Raw genomic sequence first — 18,219 nt, forward strand, 5'->3', positions numbered from 1 at the left:
GGTGGGTCAGGGGACAACGCCGACGAGCGTGTCCGTCGGAGACCCGTCCTCGTCACGTTCACCTTGTACGACCAAGGAGCCGGGGGCGAGCGTCATGGCTTCGGGATCCGGGAACATGGAATGGGGCGGGGTTCCGTCATGTCCCCGGTCTTCCTCGACCATGAGACCTTCCAGGTCCAGTGTTTCAGTGTTCCCGTTCGACTTATCGGTGACGACGATCTGTGCTGGATCCCAGGAAAAATCGTCCTGCTGGTTGACGTCCAGCCAGGCCAGGCCGTCCGCGAGTGGAACAATAAAGGTGTCGTTGAGGCGTCGTGCCGTGGGCGCCTCGACGGAGAAAAGATCCCGGGTGTCGCCGGAGAGGTCTTCGTAGGCGTACTGGACCTCGTCCTCATCTTCGCCTTCGTGGACCGTGACGATCTGGTTGTCGATCGCGCCGATGATGTCCCCGTCGTGCCCGGAGATGAAGTCGGTGTCGGTCGCCAGTTCGCCGGTCTCTGATTTCAGGGCCCACTCTTGTTCGTGGGCCGTGAAATCAACGGAAGCGAATGCATGGTGGCCTTCTTGGTCAAGTGCGGCGCTGATGAGTGGGTAATCCACCTGATTCTCGCCAGTGGCCTCTTCCTGCCATGGAACGAATCCTCCTTCAGGGTCCACTCCGACCAGGGCGAATGTGTAGTCGCGCGGGTTGTCCGGGGAGGCAGCGCCTTCTCCCTCCTGGTCGGTGAAGAGGAGTGAGAGGATCAACGTGTCTTGGGCAGGGAATCCGTGGCTGAGGACGGGCTCTGCGTGTTCTGGTCCCTGTTCGACCTCGGGGGAGAGGCGCCAGAGCTCTTCGCCTCCCTCGAGCGCGTAGGCCACGATGTCGCCGTGTTCACCGCCATCGGATTCCTGGATGACACGTGCTTCATCGGTGATGATCCCGGGGTCATGGCCGTTTTCACGGTGGATGTTGCCATCGAGGCCGCCGCCGGAGCGGGGGGTGAATTCGGCTGTGTGTTCGTTGATGAGGTCGCCGGTGGCGGCGTCGAGGAGGACGATGTCGTTCTGTGCGGGGGATTCGTCTTCGTCTTCTTCGTCGGTGTGGCCTCCGGCGTAGGAGAGCATGACTTTGCTGCCGTCGGGGGTGACGGCGGCGGAGCTGATGGGTTCCTCCGGTCGGCGGTAGTGCCACTGCTCTTCACCGGTGTCGCCGGCGAGTGAGACGACGCCATCATCGACCATCGCTGCGACCCCGTGCTGGGTGGGGCTGACGTGCGTGATGCTTGTTTTGTCGGGTGGTTGCCAGTCCCAGCCCACGGAGGTGACTGACGTGGGGACGTCCAGCTCCTGCGGCGGGTTATCGAGGGTGGCGTGCTCCTCGGAGGGCTCCAGGGGGGTGCAGGCGGACAGCAGGGGCAGGAGCGCCGCTGCGCAGAGCGCTCGCTTGGTGGGCATGGTTAGTCCTCATGGTTCTTCACCGGCATCCGGCACGCGGTTCCTAGTGGTGCCCGGAGGAAGATACCGACACGGTCGTGGACGGCGGGATCCGGCCCCTGTTGGGAAACCGCGCGGGGGTCAGGTGCCGTCGCGCGCTTCGTCCACGCGGCGGGCGAGGTCCTCGGCGTCGGGCACGACCACGGTGCAGACCCGGCCGTCGTCCGCGGTGACCCGGACCCCGGTCCCGCTGCGCATGAGCACGCCCAGGTCCCCGGAGGAGTTGAACCGCAGGCCCACCCCGCTGAAGTCGGCGAACGCGCTCACCGGGACGGTCTCGACCGACGTGATCCGGTCGACCGGGACACGCCGGCGCCACAGCGGCCACAGCGCGATGGTCAGGGTGGCGCCGGCGAGCCGGACCCGCACGTGGAACGTGGCGATGAGCAGGGGCATCACGATCGCCAGCGCGACGACCATCCACAGCGCCACGGTCTCGTCGGGCTGGTCCCGGGCGGCGGCGTAGAGGATGCCGCACCCGCCGAGAGCCATGAGGACCATCGCGCCGATGAGCGCGGGGTGGGCGGGGACGCGGCGTTCGTAGGTCACGGGGGATGTCCTGTGGGGTGGTGGTTGTCGTCGGGTCGAGCGTAGCCCGGGCCCCCACCGCATGACGGCTGTCATGGGCGCGGCCGTGACACCGGTGACTGGCGTGCGGACCCGGTTCCCGCCCAGACTGCCGGTATGAACCCTGACGACATCCCCCGTGACCCCACGCCCGCACCGGAACCCGGCTCCGAACCGGAAGCCGCGCCCGCCCCCAAGCGCCCCCGGGTCCCGCGCGCGGCGCAGGCGCCCGGCCGCGTGTGGCTGGCGGCGCTGGGTGCGGCCGTGGCGGCGGCGCTGCTGGCCCTGCTCCTGTTCCCGCACGAGTCCATGCCGGACGCGGCCTTCGAGGGCGACGACGCCCTGGTCAGCGACCTGGAGGCCTCCGTGGACGAGGACTTCGTCCAGGGCATGGCGGTGGCCCGGTTCCCCGTCGACGACACCGGCGAGGTGGAGTGGGCGTTCGCCGGCACGTCCGAGGGCAGCACGCCCGTCGACGCCGACACCTGGTTCGAGACGGCGTCGGTGTTCAAGACCTTCACGGCGATGACGTTGGCCGACATGGTCGAGAACGGCGAGACCTCCCTCGAACGCACGTTGGGTGAGGTGTTCCCCGACACCGACTTCGCCGACGATCGGATCGCCGACGCCACGCTCGAGCAGGTCGCCAACCACCACGCCGGCCTCAGCCCGGGGGCACCGGGTGCGCCGGACAGGTTCGTGCGCGGCCTCGTCTTCGGTGACGCCTACCGCCACGCCCTGTCCCCGCAGGAGTACCTGCCGCAGACCACCGCGACCGCGCAGGACAGCTACGTGTACTCCAACATCGGGTACGCGGTCCTGGCCGAGGCCCTGGCGCAGGAGAGCGGAACCCCGTACGAGGACCTCGTGCGCGAGCGTGTGCTCGACCCCCTGGGCATGGACGACACGGTGATCTCCGAGGGCATCCCCGAAGGCGGCGCACCGCCGTACGTGGAACCGGGCGCGCGGTCCGAGGAGTGGGTCAACACCGACTACGCGGGCGCGGGCATCACCACATGGAGCACGACCGCCGACCTCACCCGGTTCATGACCGCGGTGGCCGACGGCACGGCCCCGGGCATGGGCGCACTGGAGGTCCAGCGCGAGAACGTCGAGGTGACCGGTCTGTCCGACGACGCCGAGGAGAGCGAGGGCATCGGCGGCAACCTGAACATGGGTCTGGGCTGGCACATCCTCGACGTGCCCGACGCGGGTTCGGTGAGCTGGCACAGTGGCGGATCGCTCGGAACCCGCACCATGGTCGCGGTCGGCGAGGACGAGGCGGTCGTCATCATGGCCAACTCGTTCATGGTGGAGACGGTGCCGCTCGGCTTCGAACTGCTCTCTGACGACCCCGAGCCGATCCCGGGCCTGCCCGCGCCGGTCCTGATCGCGCAGACGGTGGTCATGTCCCTGGTCCCGGCGCTGATGCTGCTCGCGTTCGTGGCCCGCCGCCGCACGCTGGTGACGCAGCGCCACCTGGACCGCCTGCGCCTCGTCTCGTTCCCGCTGGGTGCGTTGGCGTGGCTGCTGGCGGCGCTGAAGTTCGGGGCGTGGTCGGTCACCCCGCACACGGTCGCGGCGGTGGCGGCCGGTGCGATCGCAGCGGCGGTCACGGTCGGGGTGTGGCACTGGAAGCGCGTACCGGGTGAGGCGGCCCGGTGGCGGTGGCTACACATCACCGTGTTCGTGCTGTCGCTGCTGTTCTCGCTGGCCCTCGGCGGCTTCTCGGCGTACGGCCTGATCGTCGTGCGCTGACCCCGATGCGCGGACGGACCCGGATGAGGGGGCGGTCAGGACGGGGCCGCCCCTCACCCGCGCTCGCGTGTGTACCAGAGCGCGAGCTGCGTACGGTCGCGCAGGTCGAGCTTGCGCAGCGCGTTCGTGACGTGGTTGCGCACGGTGCCCTCGGTGACGAAGAGGCGTTCTGCGATCTCCCGGTTCGCGGCGCCCTCGCTGATGAGCTGGGCGACCTCGGTCTCGCGCTCCGAGAGCGGACCCGCAGCCTGCAACCCCGCGGGAGCAGCGGGTTCCGGCGCGGGCGGGGCGTCCAGGGCCCCGACCAACCGGTCGGCGACGGCCCCCGTCAGCACCCGCTCGCCCCGCGCGGCACGGCGCAGCACGTCGGCGACCTCGTCGGGCTCGGCGTCCTTGAGCAGGTACCCCCGGGCGCCCGCGCGCAGCCCGTCGAAGAGGTACTCGTCCTCCTGGAAGGTCGTCAGGATCACCGTGGCCACGCGCGGGTACGTCTCGCCGAGCCGCTTGATGAGGGTGATCCCGTCCATGACCGGCATCCGGATGTCGACCAGCGCCACCTGCGGGTGCTGCTCCTCGGGCAGCCCGGCCAGGAGCGCGAGCGCCTCCTCGCCGTCGCCGACCTCGCCCATGACCTCGATGCCGTCCTCGGTGGCCAGGAGCCGGGCCAGGCCGCGGCGCATGAGGGCCTGGTCGTCCACCACCAGGACTCGGACGGGCGGCGTGCTCACCGGACACTCTCCATACTCGGGTCGAATTCGCGGGGCACGCGCGCGGTGAGCACGTACCCGCCCTCGGGACGGTTGTGGCCGACCAGCGACCCGCCCAGGGCCGACAGGCGTTCCTCCAGGGTGGTGAGGCCGAAACCTTGGTCCGTGGCCCCGTCACCCGCGCCGGTGCCGTTGTCGGCGATCTCCACGGCCACGTCCCCGCCGTCGACGTACACGGTCACGTCGATGTGGTCGGCGCGGGAGTGGCGGAGCGCGTTGGTCAGCCCTTCCTGCGCCGCACGGTAGGCGGCCAGCTCGGCCTCGCCGTCCATGGTGTCGGGCCAGACCCCCTCCAGCCGGAACCGGGTGGAGGCGCCGGTGTCGGCAAAGCTCTGCACGAGCGCTCCGATCGCCTCCGCGCCGTTGCGGCCCTCCAGGTTGAGGGGTTTGAGCGCGCGCACCCACCGGCGGGTCTCCTCCAGCGCCTGCTTGGCCAGCCGGCGCGCCTCGCCGATGTCCTCGCGCACCTGGTCGGGCACGGGGCCGCCGCGTTCGGCGTTGGCCAGGCACACGTTGATGGCGGTGAGGTGGTGGCCGGTGCTGTCGTGCATCTCGCGGGCCATGCGGGAACGTTCCTCGGCCACGGCGAGCTCGCGCGTGCGGGCGGTGTAGTGGCGGAGCTTGCGGTGGGTCTCCTCCAGGTCGGTGAGCAGGTCGCGGGTGTGCTGGGCCCGGTGCGCGGCGGCCGCGAGCCCGGCGACGACGAAGCAGATGATCAGTCCGGTGACGGTGATCAAGGCGCTGTTGAAGAGGGCCTGGCCGTCCGTGAACGGCGGGACCATGTACTGGACGGCGAAATTGACCCCGCCGAACAGGAATGCGGGGAGCACCCCGACTCGCGGCCCGTACGCGCACGTCGTCTGCGCCACCGCGACAGCCATGAGCAGGTGGTGCCCGAAGTCGGCGACCGCGTAGACCGCCAGGGTCGACACCACGAAACCGACGGTGGCCAGGGTCTGGCGGCGTGAGGACGACGGGCTCCACGGCAGCAGGGGCCACAGGACCACGGTCGGCGCCAGGAAGGCCAGCAGGGCCATGTACAGCACGGGGGTCTCGTCGAACGGCGGGGGGACGAAACCGTCCAGTTGGTGGCTGTTGAAACCGCGCACGAGCACGATGAGCGCGACGGTTCCCCAGAAGAGCACGCGGGCGGCGGCGGGGGCAGTGCGGCCGCGGGGGTCCCAACGGAGGGGGTCGAATCTGTGGGGGAGTGGACGTCGGGTCACAGCTGCCAGCCTAGACGGTGGGGGATTCATGACGGTTGTCACGGGTCGGTGCCCCGGTTCCGGTACCCGGGTCATGTACGGGGTTCCGACCTGTGTGGGATGGTTCGCCGCCGACCGGGTTGCCTAAGCTGTGCCCCGACCGAACGAGAACGGAAGAGGCTTCGGACATGCTCCCATCAGGGGTCCTTGCGGCGGTGGCCGAGGACGGCTCGATCGGAGGGCTCTCCCTGGCGTGGCTGGCCTTCGTGGTCGGGGCGTCGGCGATCGCGATGGTGGCGTGCGGGGTGATGAGCGCCCGCCGGACCCTGCACCCGAACGTGCTCGTCGGGATCCGGACGTCGTTCACCCTCGACGGGGACCGGAACTGGTACGCCGTGCACGACCGCGCGGCGCCGGTGTTCACCGGGAGCGGGCTGCTCTACGCGCTCTCCATCGTGCCGCTGTTCCTGCTCGACGGGGTCGGCCCGCAGGCCACGGGGCTGTTGATTCTGATCGGTGTGGGAACCGTGGTGCTGTGCGTCGGGACGATCCGTGCCCAGCGTGCGGCCAAGGCGGCGCTCGCGGAGGAGGACGCGCGCGAGGCTGATGGATGGGGACCGGAGGAGGGCGCCTCGGACCCGGGCTTCCCCGAGGAGGAGGCGCCGGGGGACGGCTCGTCCGGGGGAGGGGCGGACCGATGACCGCCGTCTGGTTGTTCGTCGCGTTCGTCTGTGCGGTGCTGGCCGGGTTCCTGCTGTGGTCGGCCGGGCGCCCGGTGGCCGAGGACGAACACGGGCGGCTGCGTACGTTCGTGCAGTTGCCTCCCGGGATCGAAACGCTGGAGCAGGCGGAGGCTTATCGGTCGCGGTTGCATCCGCATCTTGCGGTGGCCTCGCACGTGCTGTCCGTTGCGGCGCTGGGGATGGCGGCGTGGGCTCTGCTCATCGATGATCCCGGCGACCCGGTTTTTGCGGTGCTCGGGGCTTCGCTCACGGTCGTGGTGATCGTTGGGACGGGAGCGGTGCGGGCCTCGTTGTACGGCCCAGATCGGCCGCCGTCGTCGTAGGCGGGACGCGGGATGGGGTCTGGGAGTGGGGCCGGGTGCTGGGGCTGGGTGCTGGTGGGGCTGTGCTCGTGGTATGGGGCCTGGTGTGAGTCGCGGGGTTCCTGGTGTGGGGTCTTGGGTGTTCTGTGGTGTTGCCTCGGGGGTGGGGGCTCGTCGGGGCTGGGATCGTAGCCCGGCCGGGCCCTCACGCAACCCACGTCGGCGCCACCCCCGATCGCTGACCTGGGTTGAATGCTTTGGCGTCTGCGGGGTTGCTCAGGGCGCCTCGGGGTGTGCGCTCCGGCCCTGTTCCCGGGCTGACCCGACCCACCTCGACGAACCCGTCTCCACCCCCGAGGCCCCTGGCAGCCCAAAGGAACGGTGGCACTACGGGCGCCTTCGGCGCGGTGACCCCCTGGGGTGGCCCCATTGCGACCAACGGTCGAGGTGGGGGGCGGTGGCTCACTCCTGCGACAGCAACAGCACAAGCACGCCCCGCGCACTCCCGGTCGCGCATTGAGTCTCAGGGGTGGCACGTGTGCGGATGTCCTCTCGGCCCCGGGTGCTCCCAGTGGGGCATTGAGTCTCAGGGGTGGCACTTGTGCGGGTTCCTCCTGCCGAGGACGCTTCTTGCTACCAGAGCAGGGGGGGCAGCGCTGAACCTGCTCTGGTAGCAAGGTCGGCCGGTGGCGGGCCGGCCACCCCCGGCTGCGGGCGGACACGGTGTCCGATGGGTCGGATGGACCGGAGGTCCGGTTCGGTGCGGTTGTTAGTGCTTACAACAGCACTGAGAACGTTTTCAGGTGCTCATAACAGCGCTAACAACGACCGGCGGCCGGCGACGACGGTTCGGGCACCGATCCGGCCATCGGCCTGGAGCCCGACCTGGGCCCGTGCGGGTCAGGGCCGCGTAGACGGCCACGCCCGATCACGCTCGATCACGCCGGGTGGGACCAGGCCCGGCCGCCGCGCACATGCGAGCGGCGGACATCCGGGGTACCTGCCTTAGCCGGTAGCGCCAGTGCCGTCAGCCCCGCCGTCGTCAGGGCCGGGGTCGGCTCCGGTGCCCTCGGCACCGTCGGCACCGCCGTTGGCGCCGTTGCCGTTGGGGGTGTTTTCGGTGCGGGTGCGGCGGTACTTGAGGCGGTTGTGCTTGGAGCACAACGGCTGCAGGTTGGCTGCGGTGGTGGTGCCGCCGTGGGAGAACTCGGTGATGTGGTCGGCCTCGCACTGCGAGACCGGGACGTCGCACCCGTCGGGCCAGGCGCAGGTGGTGTGGCCCATGAAGGCGGCCGAGCGCAGGTAGCCCGGCGCCAGGCGGTGGGCGCGGCCCAAATCGAGGGGCAGGCCGGTGCGGTCGTCGAAGATCAACCGGCGGATCTGCGCGGTAGGGGCCATGGCGCGCACGGCGGACAGGGCGAGCACGGTGCCGTCCTCGGTCACCGCCAACCCGGACGACAAAGGCACACCGGTGGAGCCGGGCGGGCCGGAGGAACCGGGGGTGGCGGTGGAGTCGGGCGCACAGGTGGAGCCGGACGGGCCGGTGTTGGTGTTGGTGCCACCTGCGGTGGCGGTACCGGTGGCATCGCCACCGCCGCCGGGGTCGGGGCCCGACCCTGCGCCCGAACCGGGGACCGGGCCGGTCGCCCCGGTCGCGCCGCCGGGGGCGGTTGCCCCGGTGGTGTTGGTATTGCCGTTGGCACCTGCGGTGGTGGCACCTGCGCCGCCGACGCCGTTGGCGTTGGTGTCGGTGTCGTTCTTGAAGGCGAAGCCGAAGCCGAGCAGCGCCGAGAGGGGCACGGTGATGTTGATGACCGCCTTGGTGCCCGGCGGCTGCAAGCAGCCACCGCCCGAGGCGGAACCGTCCGCGTCAGCGGCAGAGCCGTCATCGGCGCCAGCGCCAGCAGCATCAGCGTGGGCACCAGAGCCAGAGGCGAAGTCGTCGTCGGCGGTGACATCCGCACCGCCGGAGGCGAAGCCGTCGGGGCCAGCGGCAGGGCCGCCAGCGGCGGGGGCACCTGCGGTGCCAGCGCCCTCGGCGGTGCCTGCACCCTTGGCGTTGCCGTTGGTGTGGCCGTGGTGGCCGTGGGCGAAGCCCATCGCGGAGATGAAGGCGTCGTAGGTGCGGCCGTAGCGCGTGGTCACGGCCTCGCCCGGGGGGATGACGTCGAACTCGGAGCCACCGGCGTTGCCGGCGCCACCGGAAGCGGTGGCACCATCGGCGTTGGTCTTCTCGGTGGTGCCGTAGGGGGCCATGAACGAAGCCAGCGCCGCCTTCATGCGCTCACCGTCCGAGACCGGTCCCCAGGCCTCGAACGAGAAACCAGCGAAGGAGGTGGTCAGGCGGGCGCCGCGTTCGGCGAACTGGGCCTGCTCGTTCTTCTCGGGGCGGTCGGGGTTGAGGTCAAAGCCCAGGGCGTTGGCGGCCCGGTCGAACTTCTTCACCGACATCGACGCCTTGTGGCCCTTGAACCCCATCATCCCGGTGTCCATCTTCGCGCGGTACTCATCCGCGTCCGGGTGCTGCTTGGTATCGCGCTTTTTGACCTCGCGCTCCACCCCGGCTGCGACCGCGGCGGCCTCGCCGACGGTCAGGGCGCCCGCTTCGATCGCCACGGCGGTCTTGGGGATAGTGCCGTGGTGCAAGTTCTGCGCCAACTCCATCAACCGCTCGGCCTCGTTGGGGCCGATCCCCCAGGCGTGCGTCACATACGCCTTGATGGTTTTCTCCCCGCCCTCGGCCAGCAATTCCCCCGAGGCCTCCATCTGCGCCAAAGGGTCCAGCATCGCAAAAACGAGCTTGTCGATCTCCTCACGCACCACCTTCATGCGCTCCAGCACCGTTCCGGCCGTACCGAAAGGCACATCACCGAGGGTGTTGATGAACACCGCCACCGCGGCCATCAGCGCGGACACGGCCGGGTCCAGGCCGGAGCCCGGGGCCGAGTGCGCGTGATCCGTGGTGTCGTTCGCCATAATTCAACAATACGCGCGGGAGCCAGATGGCGGTAGTCGCCCAAAGGGAACAGAACCCTTACCCATTACGGCCAGATGGCCACCACCCACACCCATTTCCGGGCGCCCGCATTCACCACAAAATAGGCCTGTGGATAACTCCACGAGGGCTTTTTTCTCAGGTATTCCGAATCCGTTCCAGGGAGTCTTCGGGATCTTGCTACTTGAGCAGACTTCGCCGCTGAAGTCTGCTCTGGTAGCAAGATCCTCGGCGGGAGGATGTGCGCACAGGTGCCACCCCTGAGACTCAATGCGCGACCGGGAGTGCGCGGGGCGTGCTTGTGCTGTTGCTGTCGCAGGAGTGAGCCACGGCCCTCACACCTCGACCGTTGGTCGCAATGGGGCCACCCCAGGGGGTCACCGCGCCGAAGGCGCCCGTAGTGCCACCGTTCCTTTGGGCTGCCAGGGGCCTCGGGGGTGGAGACGGGTTCGTCGAGGTGGGTCGGGTCAGCCCGGGAACAGGGCCGGAGCGCACACCCCGAGGCGCCCTGAGCAACCCCGCAGACGCCAAAGCATTCAACCCAGGTCAGCGATCGGGGGTGGCGCCGACGTGGGTTGCGTGAGGGCCCGGCCGGGCTACGATCCCGGCCCCGACGAGCCCCCACCCCCGAGGCAACACCACAGAGATCTCTGTCCCCTCGGAACAGGTCCTGCGCATCGGCGTCGAGTCTCGGTGCGTTCCGCGAGTCCACGCTCACCACGTGTACCGTGCCCGGCACTCCGGGCTTACCGCTCACCGCCTACGTCTGACGGCCACTGCTCATCGCGGGTCGAGGGGGCTCGTCAGCAGCAGCCCAGCGCCGGTCGCGATGCCGCCGCCGATGCCGTCGAGCTCCAGGTCCTGCAGCGCCTCGCTGTCCTCCACGATGGCTGTTCCCGTGAAGTGATAGCGCGCGGGCCGGCCGCCCAGCCGCTTCCACGAGACGTCCTCGATCTGGAGCGCGCCCTCGAACTTGTGGTCGAGCCAGTCGTCGAAGCCGGACTCCGGAACGGAGACCTTCTTGCCGCGCGGACGCGGGTTCTCGTTCTCGTCCTCGGCGGTCGTTTCGGCCTTCTTCTGCTTCTGTTCCGTCGGAGCGGTGATGAGCTCCCAGCGCACGGTCTCGCCCTCCTGGTAGCGGGGGAGGGGGAGGTAGGTGACCGAGAGCGCCCCGGGGATCTTGCCCCAAGCGGGGGCGGTGTCGGAGCTGACCACGAGGATGGTGGGGGAGAGGCGTGCCCACAGGACACGGGCGTCGGAGTCGGGGTCCGGGTCGACGGCCTTGCGCACGGCTCGGCCCATCACCGCCCACTGCTCCATTCCGGTGGTGCGCTCGGGGTCGAGGCTGATGCGGCTCAGGTACAAGGCGGTCCGTGTCCGTTCTGCGGTCTGGGTCTTGGATCGTGCGTCGTGGTGACGTCTTCACCGTACGAGCAAAGAGCCCCTGGTCGGTCCCGGTCCCATGCCACTTCGCGCATCCTGAGCCCAGGTCCGCCGCTCCTACTCGACGCCTTCGTTGTCACTGAAGCCCCATGACCCCGCTCTCGCCATCGATGCTGTACGAGGCCACCACGGCCCCGGGGACACTGCGCGCGCTGTGAATGCTCATGCTTTCCTCGTCGTCCCAGGTGATGTTTGTGGAACCGTCGAACCCGTCGAATCGGGCGAACCCGTTGCCGGTCGACGGGTCATCGGCCCGGTCCTCGAGGTGCAGGACCCCGTCCTCGAGTCCGACCTGGAAGCCTTCGGTGACGATGTCCTCGTTCATCGAGGCTGCTTCAGGGGTCATGGATCGTTCGACCGCCCCGGAGCGGTCCTGGATCTCGTATGCGCCGGTCTCGTGGTCCCACAACCCGAGCCGCTCCCCGTCGGGCGAGGTCCACAGGAGCTCTCGGGTTCCGAGGTGGGTAGCTTCCTCGGCCTCGACATCAAGAAGTGAGTGACCCAGGTCCGGCGAGTCCAGGTAGGAGATCCTGACCAGGCCGCCGGGCAGAACAGTGGTCTCCCGCTGGATGGACTCCCCGGGCATCTCGCCGACGGAATGTTCGACCCGCCAGAGTTCATCTCCGTTGTCAGGATCGAGCCCGACCACCTCGGAGGTGAAATCCCAGCCGAGGACCCAGGAAACGTCATCGCGGTCCTCGGGCTGTTCGTAACAGGTCGTGGCGGCCACGATCACATCGTTCTGCACGCTCATCCCGACGGTCTGTGCTTCGTCAGGGCAGTTCGCCACGTCGGAGGCCTCCCACAATTGGTCCCCGGTGGACAGGTCGTACGAGGCCACGGAGTCCTTCATCGGGGCGACCCAGGCCTCACCGGTGACGCCGCTCAAGGGGCCAAGGGCAGGTTCGGCCTGTTCCCGGTAGCTGTGGTTCACCTCGGAGAGGTCGAAGGTGTATTCGTGCGCGACCTGACCCGTCTCGCGCTCCAGGAGCGTGATCTCGGAGATGTCTTCGTCGTACAGAGCGACGTACTCACCGTTGTCGGTGACGTCGACATCCAGAGTGCGGTCGTTGTCGTAGTGGGACCAGAGTTCTTCCCCGGTCTCGCCGGACAGTGCAATAGCACCGCCCTCGAACAGGACGAGTGGGCCTTCGTCCATGTGGCGAACAACCATGGGACCGCCGTCTCGTGGAGGTTCCCAGGTCCAGGCGACCTCATCGACCGCCACGGGGCGTTCCGGGGGCTCGCCCGGCTCATGGGTGCTGTGGGGACCACCGATGACTGAGCAGCCCGAAACGAGGATCGCGAGAGCAGCAGCCGAAGCCTGGCTGCGCACACATGTGCCACCCGCGGACGTCAAAGTCCCTCCATCGCCATGCTTGCCTTTGCGCATCTTGGTGGACGGTCGAGTGGAAGCGCAACTGAGTTCGAGACGGGGAGCCTGCCACGGCGGTGTCGCGAGACCCCGAGGGGAAAGGCGTCTCTGTCCCGGGAGCTCCATCGCCCCCTGACGAGACGGGTGAACGTGTCCTGAAAGACCTCAAGAGACCCGCTGTTCTACCTGGGAACAGCGGGCCTCTGTTTTTACTCCGTCGCGTTCACCTCACGGGCGCGTGAACAGGTCGCGCGGCCCGAGGTCTAACGCCGGCGGCGCTTGAGCTCGTGGAGGAGGGTGGACCACTCGGTGGTGCTGAAGCTGAGGTGGCCGAGGTGGCGGTGCTGGGTGTCACGCACGTTCACCGTCTGCGGGGCCTCCTGGACCTCCACGCAGTGGCCCCCGTCCCCATTGCTGTAGCTCGACTTGTGCCAGTTTCGTGTGTCCATCGACCTTTCCTCGGACTTCCTTGAGGAACTCTCGTGTTTCGTTCGGGGGGAGTGCCACGCTCTGGAGGCTGCCGAATTTCAAGGACATCCACTCCACCATTCCGGAGTCGGTGACCATGGAACCGGAGACAGGTCCTTCGGCGTAGAGCACTTCTTGCCGGTTCGGCAGTGAGAGCAGGGAGAAGGCCCCATCGAGGCCAGGATGCTCACGGAAGCGGACTGTAGCAGGCACGACCTGGAGCCGAACTCGCCCCCGGTCCATCAGCTCGATGAGGTGGTCCACCTGGGTGGTCAGAATGTCCGGGTCGCCTTCGAGGTCACGAATGACACCTTCGGTGATGATGGTCCAGATGACCGGTGAACTGGACCGATGAACCACCTCTTGGCGCGCGATGCGCTTTTCGACCAGGTCGAGGGCAAAGTCCTCGGTCTCCATCGGGTTGCTGGCCTTGATGAGGGCATAGGCGTAGTCCCGTGTCTGGAGCAGGCCCGGGACCAACAGCGGGTGATAGTCCCGCAGGAGCGAGGCCTGGGGAACGGCCTCCATGAAAGTCCCCGCGTACTCCGGGTAACTGCTGCGCAGGACCTCCGGCCACAACGCGACCAGGCTCCCGTCCGCGTCCAACACCTCGTCGGCACGCTCGACCCACCCCTTGTTCGGGTTGCGCTCGGCGCGCTCGTAATGACCGATCAACGAACCGGACACGCTGGTCTCGCGTCCGAGGGCTCTCTGCGAAAGACCGGACATAGTTCGCAGGCGAGCCAATTCACGGCCGAACCTGCGCATGGCCGGATTGTCATGAGGGGATTTCTGGCCCATGGCAACCAGTCAAACACAGGCTGACTACATATCACCACCGGTTGCCACCATTTCTATGCCCTGCTGCTGGATTCATGGATTCGGGGCGTGCGGGCTGGCACCTTCGTCCCATGGCCGAAAAAGACGTGGCGGCAGCCGGTCCTGATAACTCCGGGGCCACCTTCTGTGTCGCACTCGGTGCGTTGGAAGTGCTGCGCGAAGGGCTGGTGCAACGCCAGGTCTCGGCCGAGGTGCGCCTTCCGGAGGAAGCCCCTGGGGAAGGCCCTCCGGAGCTGCACGCCTCCATCCCCGGCGCCCGACGTCCTGTTGTGGTCACCGTTGTGGGGGACCGCTTCCGCTGGTGGCGCGGCAGCGCGGCGCCCGGGGGTGGGGGAGGGGCGTCCTGCCCGATCACGTGTCCGTCCCGAGCGGTGGACATGGTGATCCAGGCGGTGAACACCTCATGAGAGTTGCCAGAGAAAGCGCAGGTGAAGCGATGGTCCGTACCTACGACGCCGACGACCCCGAGGCCGATCTCCCGCTCACCGAGGCGGAGAGGGAAGCCGAAGAGGAAGCCGACCGGTTGCGCGAGGCCCGAAAGGCCCGAAAACCGCGGGGGTGAAGCAAGGCGACACGAACGCGTCCAGGCGAGGGGTTTCGGGTCCGAATCGGACTTGGTGGTGCCTTCGTGGCACTGGCCGAAAATGAGGCCACTGTTTCTGTCCGAGAAGAATCGGGGACCGGCTCTCCCGTGGCATTCACCAGTGCCTGCAGGGGGAGACACGTCATGGGGGCGGTGAACACCTGGTGAGCGAGACTGTCAGAGACGACAGTGGAAGCAGCAGCGACGGGGGAACCGGGAGCGGCAGCGGCATTGGCAGCGGTAGCGGCAGCTCCGGTGCAGGCGAGCACCTCGCCCGACTCCACTCCGCCCTCGCCGAGCGGCACGTGCCCGGCCTGAAGCTGGAACCGGCTCTGTCCGGTGGTCCCGTGTCCGGCAACTCCGGCAACCCCGTCGTGTACACAGCCGGCACCTGCACCCGCGTGCACGCCGGCTGTTTCCTCATCCACAGGGTCTCCGTGCACGGTCAGGTGCTGGAGGCGGTCTCCCTGGGGGTCGGGCGTCAGGACACGGCGGTGGCCCTCATCGCGGTGATGTCGGGCGCGCTCACACTGTGAACCGTCGACGAGGACGCGCGATCCGCAAAAGCGACAATACGCCGATTCCGTAGAATCCGCAGAACTCGGGCAGACGTGAAAGTCCCTCATGTAATTCGTGTCCGAAGTTTCGCCGGAACGGTTCCGCGGCCCTCGGGGATCGTCTACTCTGGCTTCATCCACAACTGAAAACTCGGTGACCCCGCGACGGTTTAGTCCGCCCGGGGTCGCGGCCAGCAACCCAAACACCTTGAAGACAAGGAAATTGCCAGCATGCCCAAGTGTATCGCTGTCGTGTACGCCGCTGCCCTGAGCCTCCTCGGAGTGCTCTCCGCGGCGCTCTTCGCCCAGTCCAAGGGCCGACACCGGCACCGCCCCGTGCGCCGCCGCGCTCGACGGGTCCGTCCCTACGCCCGGCCCCTGCCCGCGGTCCTGCCGCCGGCACAGACGGCCCGGCCCGACACCTCCTCAGGCGCGCGACCTGCAGTTCCTCAGCGTTCCGCCCCGACCGGCACGCTCGCACGGCCGACGCTGAACCCGCCCTCCGAACCGGTGCCCGCCGACGAGGTCGCCCTCGTCCGCCCCTACTACGCGGCCCACGAACACGACCTCGCCCAACAGCGCGCCCTGGTCCGGCTCCGCGCCTGGGGCGCCGATCTGCCCGACCCCGCCGAGGCCCGCACGCACACCACCCGCGCCTACACCCTCGACGAGTACGCGGCAGCCTTCGACGGGCGTTCCGCAGTGGCCGACACCTTCCACGTCCCGGCCCCACGTGCCCACGCGCCGCGCATGTCCGCCCGCGTCGACGAACTCCCGCACCTGTCTCGCCTGCGCCGAGCTCAGCAAGAACGCCGTTCCGGGTCCTTCGGGGCCTCCGGAGTCTCCCGGGTGACCGTGTGACGGTTTGGGCGTGGGACCGCTCTTGCCGCCCCGGTCGCCGGTGTTCCGGTGCTCCGGTCAGCGGTTGGAGTCGACCTCGGCGAGGATCTCCTCGGCCACCCCCACAGTCAGCTCGAGGAGCTCGTCCTCCTCGAGATAGGCCTCACCGGTGTAGTCACCCTCGCCGTCGCCGACCACCTCCGTGGTGTCGTACTGGACCTCCACCAGCACCTGCCCGTCGACCGCAGTGATCTCGGCTGTCGAGCCGTCCTCGGAGATTTCCGAGACCGCCTGGTCGCCGAGGTCCAGGGACGGGTCGTCCTCGCCTTCCTCCAACGGTGGCATGTGCTCGTCGTCCATGTGGTGCTCCTCGCTGATGTCCAGCGAGTAGGTGAGGCTGTGGGTCCGCGTCGGGTCGATCTCGTTGGAGACGGTGATGCAGCTCATCCGGAGCTCACCGCTGTTCTCCAGGGTGCTTTCGTCGGGTCGGCCCGAATCGCCGTCCTGATTCCCCGCGTAACTGCCGTCCTCGGCAACGAGATCGGAGAGGGTCTCATCGGACAGCACCTCACACAGATTGTCCGGCGCGAGCTGCATGGGGTCGACGAGTTCGATGTCCTGCTCTTCCTGCTGCTCCTGCTCGCCATCGGCCTCGGCGGCCGCGGTGTCCGGCTCCTGTTCGGCTTCGTCGCCACCACCGCACGCCGACAGCAACAGGGCGAGAGCGAGACCGCCGGCGACAGTCGGGAGGGTGGGCAGGGGGTCGAGGGCACGCGTCATGGGGGAAGGTCCTTCCTGGTGGATCGAGAGCGGCGACACCTTATCGCCCGTCGGGATCGTGGTTTTTTGTGGGTCTGGATCTGGGGCTGCGGGGTTCAGTGCACCGGGCTCACCCGCCGAAACCCGCACCCATGAACAGCAACATCGGAATACCGGCGATCGCCCACGCCGAGGCCAGCGTTCCCGCCACTTCCTTCCCCCGACGGATCTGCCGGACCCCGAGCGTGAGCGGGAGCAGGAGGCCCACCACCAGCCCACCGAGCGAAGTGAACGCGAGCGTATTCATCAACGCGAAGTTGCAGATCGTCTGATCCATCGAAGGGTCGCCGCAATTCGCAGTCCCCATGGTCATGATGGGGATCAACAACAGCCACCACAGGAATCCGAGCACCATCGCGACCGCGGTCAGTACGATCCCGCCGATTCGGGCCCGGGTGCTTGCTCGCTGGCTCTCCGTGGGCGTCATGATGCGTTCTCCCTCCATGGTGATGTGGTTTTCCTGTATTCCTGAATCCGGGTCGGGGTCACCGGAAAAAGTCGAGCCAGAAGGTCACGCCCACGACCAGAAGGACTACCCCGAGAATCGCCCCGAGAGCTAATACGAAACCCTTTCGGTCCGTTCCCAGTTCTGCGCCGATCGAGAACACAAAAATGCCGATAAGCGAGATCACCAAACCCACCAGGGGCAGCGGGAGGATCAATTCCACGTGCATGAATATCGGGAACAGCATGACGAAGATGCTCGCCACCATCGCCGTGCTCAGAATGGTCGGGAACTGCCAGGGGTGGGGCTCGTCGCGGCCTTCCAAGACATACTGAATCCAGAAGTGCACGCCGCCGATCAGTGCGGGGGCGACGAGCACGAAGAGCGCCGCGTAGCTCGTGTCGTTGTACAGAAGCCCGAACAGCGCGAAGAAGCTGATGACCATGAGGGCTGTGCCGCCGACGAGTGGGTACAGGGCGACGAACCAGAACTTCGGGCCGTCGGCGCTCTTGGGGTTCTCGGAGGGTTCGGTCTTCTCGGGCGTCTGCGGGGGAGTGCTCATACTTGGACGCTACGGATCGGACCCGGCCGGGCACCTGAGCCCGTGTACTCATATCCGGGGCCTGAGTTGGCGTGGGGGCCTGTGTGCGTGGCGAGGCCGGGCTCGTCAGTGCGCGTCCCCCACGATCTCCTCGGCCTCGCCCGGCTCCGCGGCCCGGATTTGTTCCGCCACCGAGACGATGTCGATGTCGGGGAAATCCATGGTCGGTGCTCCTTGGTGGTCCCTCGGTAGTTCCGTCCAGAGCTGGGCCATGAGGCCGTCGGTGAACTCCGTGCGGGCCTCGTACTCCTCCAGGGAGGCTGAGGACCGGTCGACGTGGACGATGTCCCCGTGCTCCTCGCACTCGTGTTCACCACCCTCCGACCCGCAGCGGTCGTGCAGGGGGCGCTCGTCCGCAGGGTCCATGGGCTCGGTCTGCAGCCGGAGTTGGAACCCGCTGGTCTCGCGAGAGGCCTCGGCGGGCTCGTAGATGAG

Annotated in this window: 20 protein-coding genes; 7 read left to right on the forward strand and 13 right to left on the reverse strand. The window is 68.3% G+C overall.

The genetic code is table 11. The annotated features are described in order from the left end of the window. Nucleotides 1-6: 6 nt before the first annotated feature. A complete protein-coding gene (locus D474_RS0103670) occupies nt 7-1,437 on the reverse strand; it encodes a PQQ-binding-like beta-propeller repeat protein (protein ID WP_017612246.1) in 1,431 nt (476 codons plus the stop codon). Between the two features lie 120 nt (nt 1,438-1,557). After that, entirely contained in the window at nt 1,558-2,025 is a 468-nt protein-coding gene (locus tag D474_RS0103675; RefSeq protein ID WP_017612247.1) for a hypothetical protein, read from the reverse strand. Nucleotides 2,026-2,160: 135 nt separating this feature from the next. Here D474_RS0103675 and D474_RS0103680 point away from each other — a divergent pair, with 135 nt between their 5' ends. Continuing rightward, entirely contained in the window at nt 2,161-3,801 is a 1,641-nt protein-coding gene (locus D474_RS0103680; RefSeq protein ID WP_017612248.1) for a serine hydrolase domain-containing protein, read from the forward strand. A 53-nt stretch (nt 3,802-3,854) separates the two neighbouring features. Here D474_RS0103680 and D474_RS0103685 read toward each other — a convergent pair whose 3' ends face one another. Together D474_RS0103685 and D474_RS0103690 are read right to left on the reverse strand one after the other, a co-directional pair. Next, nucleotides 3,855-4,529: a response regulator gene (locus tag D474_RS0103685; protein ID WP_017612249.1), complete on the reverse strand. Its 675-nt coding sequence runs from the start codon at nt 4,527-4,529 to the stop codon at nt 3,855-3,857. After that, nucleotides 4,526-5,794 carry a sensor histidine kinase gene (locus tag D474_RS0103690; RefSeq protein ID WP_152476623.1) on the reverse strand — a complete coding sequence of 423 codons (1,269 nt, stop codon included), beginning with the start codon at nt 5,792-5,794 and terminating at the stop codon, nt 4,526-4,528. The genes D474_RS0103685 and D474_RS0103690 overlap by 4 nt, the downstream gene beginning before the upstream one ends. Before the next feature lie 167 nt (nt 5,795-5,961). Between D474_RS0103690 and D474_RS0103695 the strand changes: the two genes are divergently transcribed. Together D474_RS0103695 and D474_RS0103700 are read left to right on the forward strand one after the other, a co-directional pair. Continuing rightward, the gene (locus D474_RS0103695; protein ID WP_051050912.1) at nt 5,962-6,474 is read left to right on the forward strand and encodes an SdpI family protein; all 513 of its coding nucleotides are present in this window, start codon (nt 5,962-5,964) and stop codon (nt 6,472-6,474) included. Next, entirely contained in the window at nt 6,471-6,839 is a 369-nt protein-coding gene (locus D474_RS0103700) for a hypothetical protein (protein ID WP_017612252.1), read from the forward strand. Before D474_RS0103695 ends, D474_RS0103700 begins: the two co-directional genes overlap by 4 nt. Before the next feature lie 984 nt (nt 6,840-7,823). On the opposite strand, the gene D474_RS30340 is transcribed toward D474_RS0103700, so the two are convergent. The 5 genes from D474_RS30340 to D474_RS27540 form a co-directional block, all read right to left on the reverse strand. Then, nucleotides 7,824-9,794, reverse strand: a complete 1,971-nt coding sequence (locus D474_RS30340; protein WP_020480269.1) for an HNH endonuclease signature motif containing protein — start codon at nt 9,792-9,794, stop codon at nt 7,824-7,826. A gap of 799 nt (nt 9,795-10,593) precedes the next feature. Next, a complete protein-coding gene (locus D474_RS0103710) occupies nt 10,594-11,178 on the reverse strand; it encodes a type I-E CRISPR-associated protein Cas6/Cse3/CasE (RefSeq protein ID WP_017612253.1) in 585 nt (194 codons plus the stop codon). 154 nt (nt 11,179-11,332) lie between these two features. After that, nucleotides 11,333-12,484 (reverse strand): outer membrane protein assembly factor BamB family protein, encoded by a 1,152-nt coding sequence (locus D474_RS0103715; protein WP_040703029.1) that lies wholly within the window; start codon nt 12,482-12,484, stop codon nt 11,333-11,335. A gap of 410 nt (nt 12,485-12,894) precedes the next feature. Beyond that, nucleotides 12,895-13,023 carry a DUF397 domain-containing protein gene (locus D474_RS33140; protein WP_338045266.1) on the reverse strand — a complete coding sequence of 43 codons (129 nt, stop codon included), beginning with the start codon at nt 13,021-13,023 and terminating at the stop codon, nt 12,895-12,897. After that, the gene (locus D474_RS27540; protein ID WP_338045267.1) at nt 12,983-13,900 is read right to left on the reverse strand and encodes a helix-turn-helix domain-containing protein; all 918 of its coding nucleotides are present in this window, start codon (nt 13,898-13,900) and stop codon (nt 12,983-12,985) included. The genes D474_RS33140 and D474_RS27540 overlap by 41 nt, the downstream gene beginning before the upstream one ends. Before the next feature lie 110 nt (nt 13,901-14,010). On the opposite strand from D474_RS27540, the gene D474_RS31625 reads away from it, so the two are divergent. From D474_RS31625 to D474_RS30345, 4 genes are all read left to right on the forward strand, one after another. Beyond that, on the forward strand, nt 14,011-14,346 hold the full coding sequence (locus D474_RS31625; RefSeq protein ID WP_152476625.1) for a hypothetical protein: 336 nt from the start codon (nt 14,011-14,013) through the stop codon (nt 14,344-14,346). Nucleotides 14,347-14,375: 29 nt separating this feature from the next. Further along, entirely contained in the window at nt 14,376-14,501 is a 126-nt protein-coding gene (locus D474_RS33820) for a hypothetical protein (RefSeq protein WP_017612257.1), read from the forward strand. A 185-nt stretch (nt 14,502-14,686) separates the two neighbouring features. Beyond that, nucleotides 14,687-15,058, forward strand: a complete 372-nt coding sequence (locus D474_RS31630; RefSeq protein WP_152476627.1) for a hypothetical protein — start codon at nt 14,687-14,689, stop codon at nt 15,056-15,058. 252 nt (nt 15,059-15,310) lie between these two features. Continuing rightward, nucleotides 15,311-15,940, forward strand: a complete 630-nt coding sequence (locus D474_RS30345; protein WP_017612259.1) for a hypothetical protein — start codon at nt 15,311-15,313, stop codon at nt 15,938-15,940. A gap of 57 nt (nt 15,941-15,997) precedes the next feature. On the opposite strand, the gene D474_RS0103745 is transcribed toward D474_RS30345, so the two are convergent. From D474_RS0103745 to D474_RS33145, 4 genes are all read right to left on the reverse strand, one after another. Then, nucleotides 15,998-16,699 carry a hypothetical protein gene (locus tag D474_RS0103745; RefSeq protein ID WP_017612260.1) on the reverse strand — a complete coding sequence of 234 codons (702 nt, stop codon included), beginning with the start codon at nt 16,697-16,699 and terminating at the stop codon, nt 15,998-16,000. A gap of 109 nt (nt 16,700-16,808) precedes the next feature. Beyond that, nucleotides 16,809-17,165, reverse strand: coding sequence for a hypothetical protein (locus D474_RS0103750; RefSeq protein ID WP_152476629.1), 357 nt, complete (start codon nt 17,163-17,165; stop codon nt 16,809-16,811). Between the two features lie 58 nt (nt 17,166-17,223). After that, nucleotides 17,224-17,745: a hypothetical protein gene (locus D474_RS27550; RefSeq protein WP_017612262.1), complete on the reverse strand. Its 522-nt coding sequence runs from the start codon at nt 17,743-17,745 to the stop codon at nt 17,224-17,226. A gap of 105 nt (nt 17,746-17,850) precedes the next feature. Next, complete coding sequence (locus D474_RS33145; RefSeq protein WP_017612263.1) at nt 17,851-18,150, reverse strand: hypothetical protein; 300 nt, start codon at nt 18,148-18,150, stop codon at nt 17,851-17,853. Nucleotides 18,151-18,219 lie beyond the last annotated feature (69 nt).

This window comes from Nocardiopsis salina YIM 90010, from assembly GCF_000341025.1.
GTDB classification, from domain to species: Bacteria; Actinomycetota; Actinomycetes; order Streptosporangiales; family Streptosporangiaceae; genus Nocardiopsis; species Nocardiopsis salina.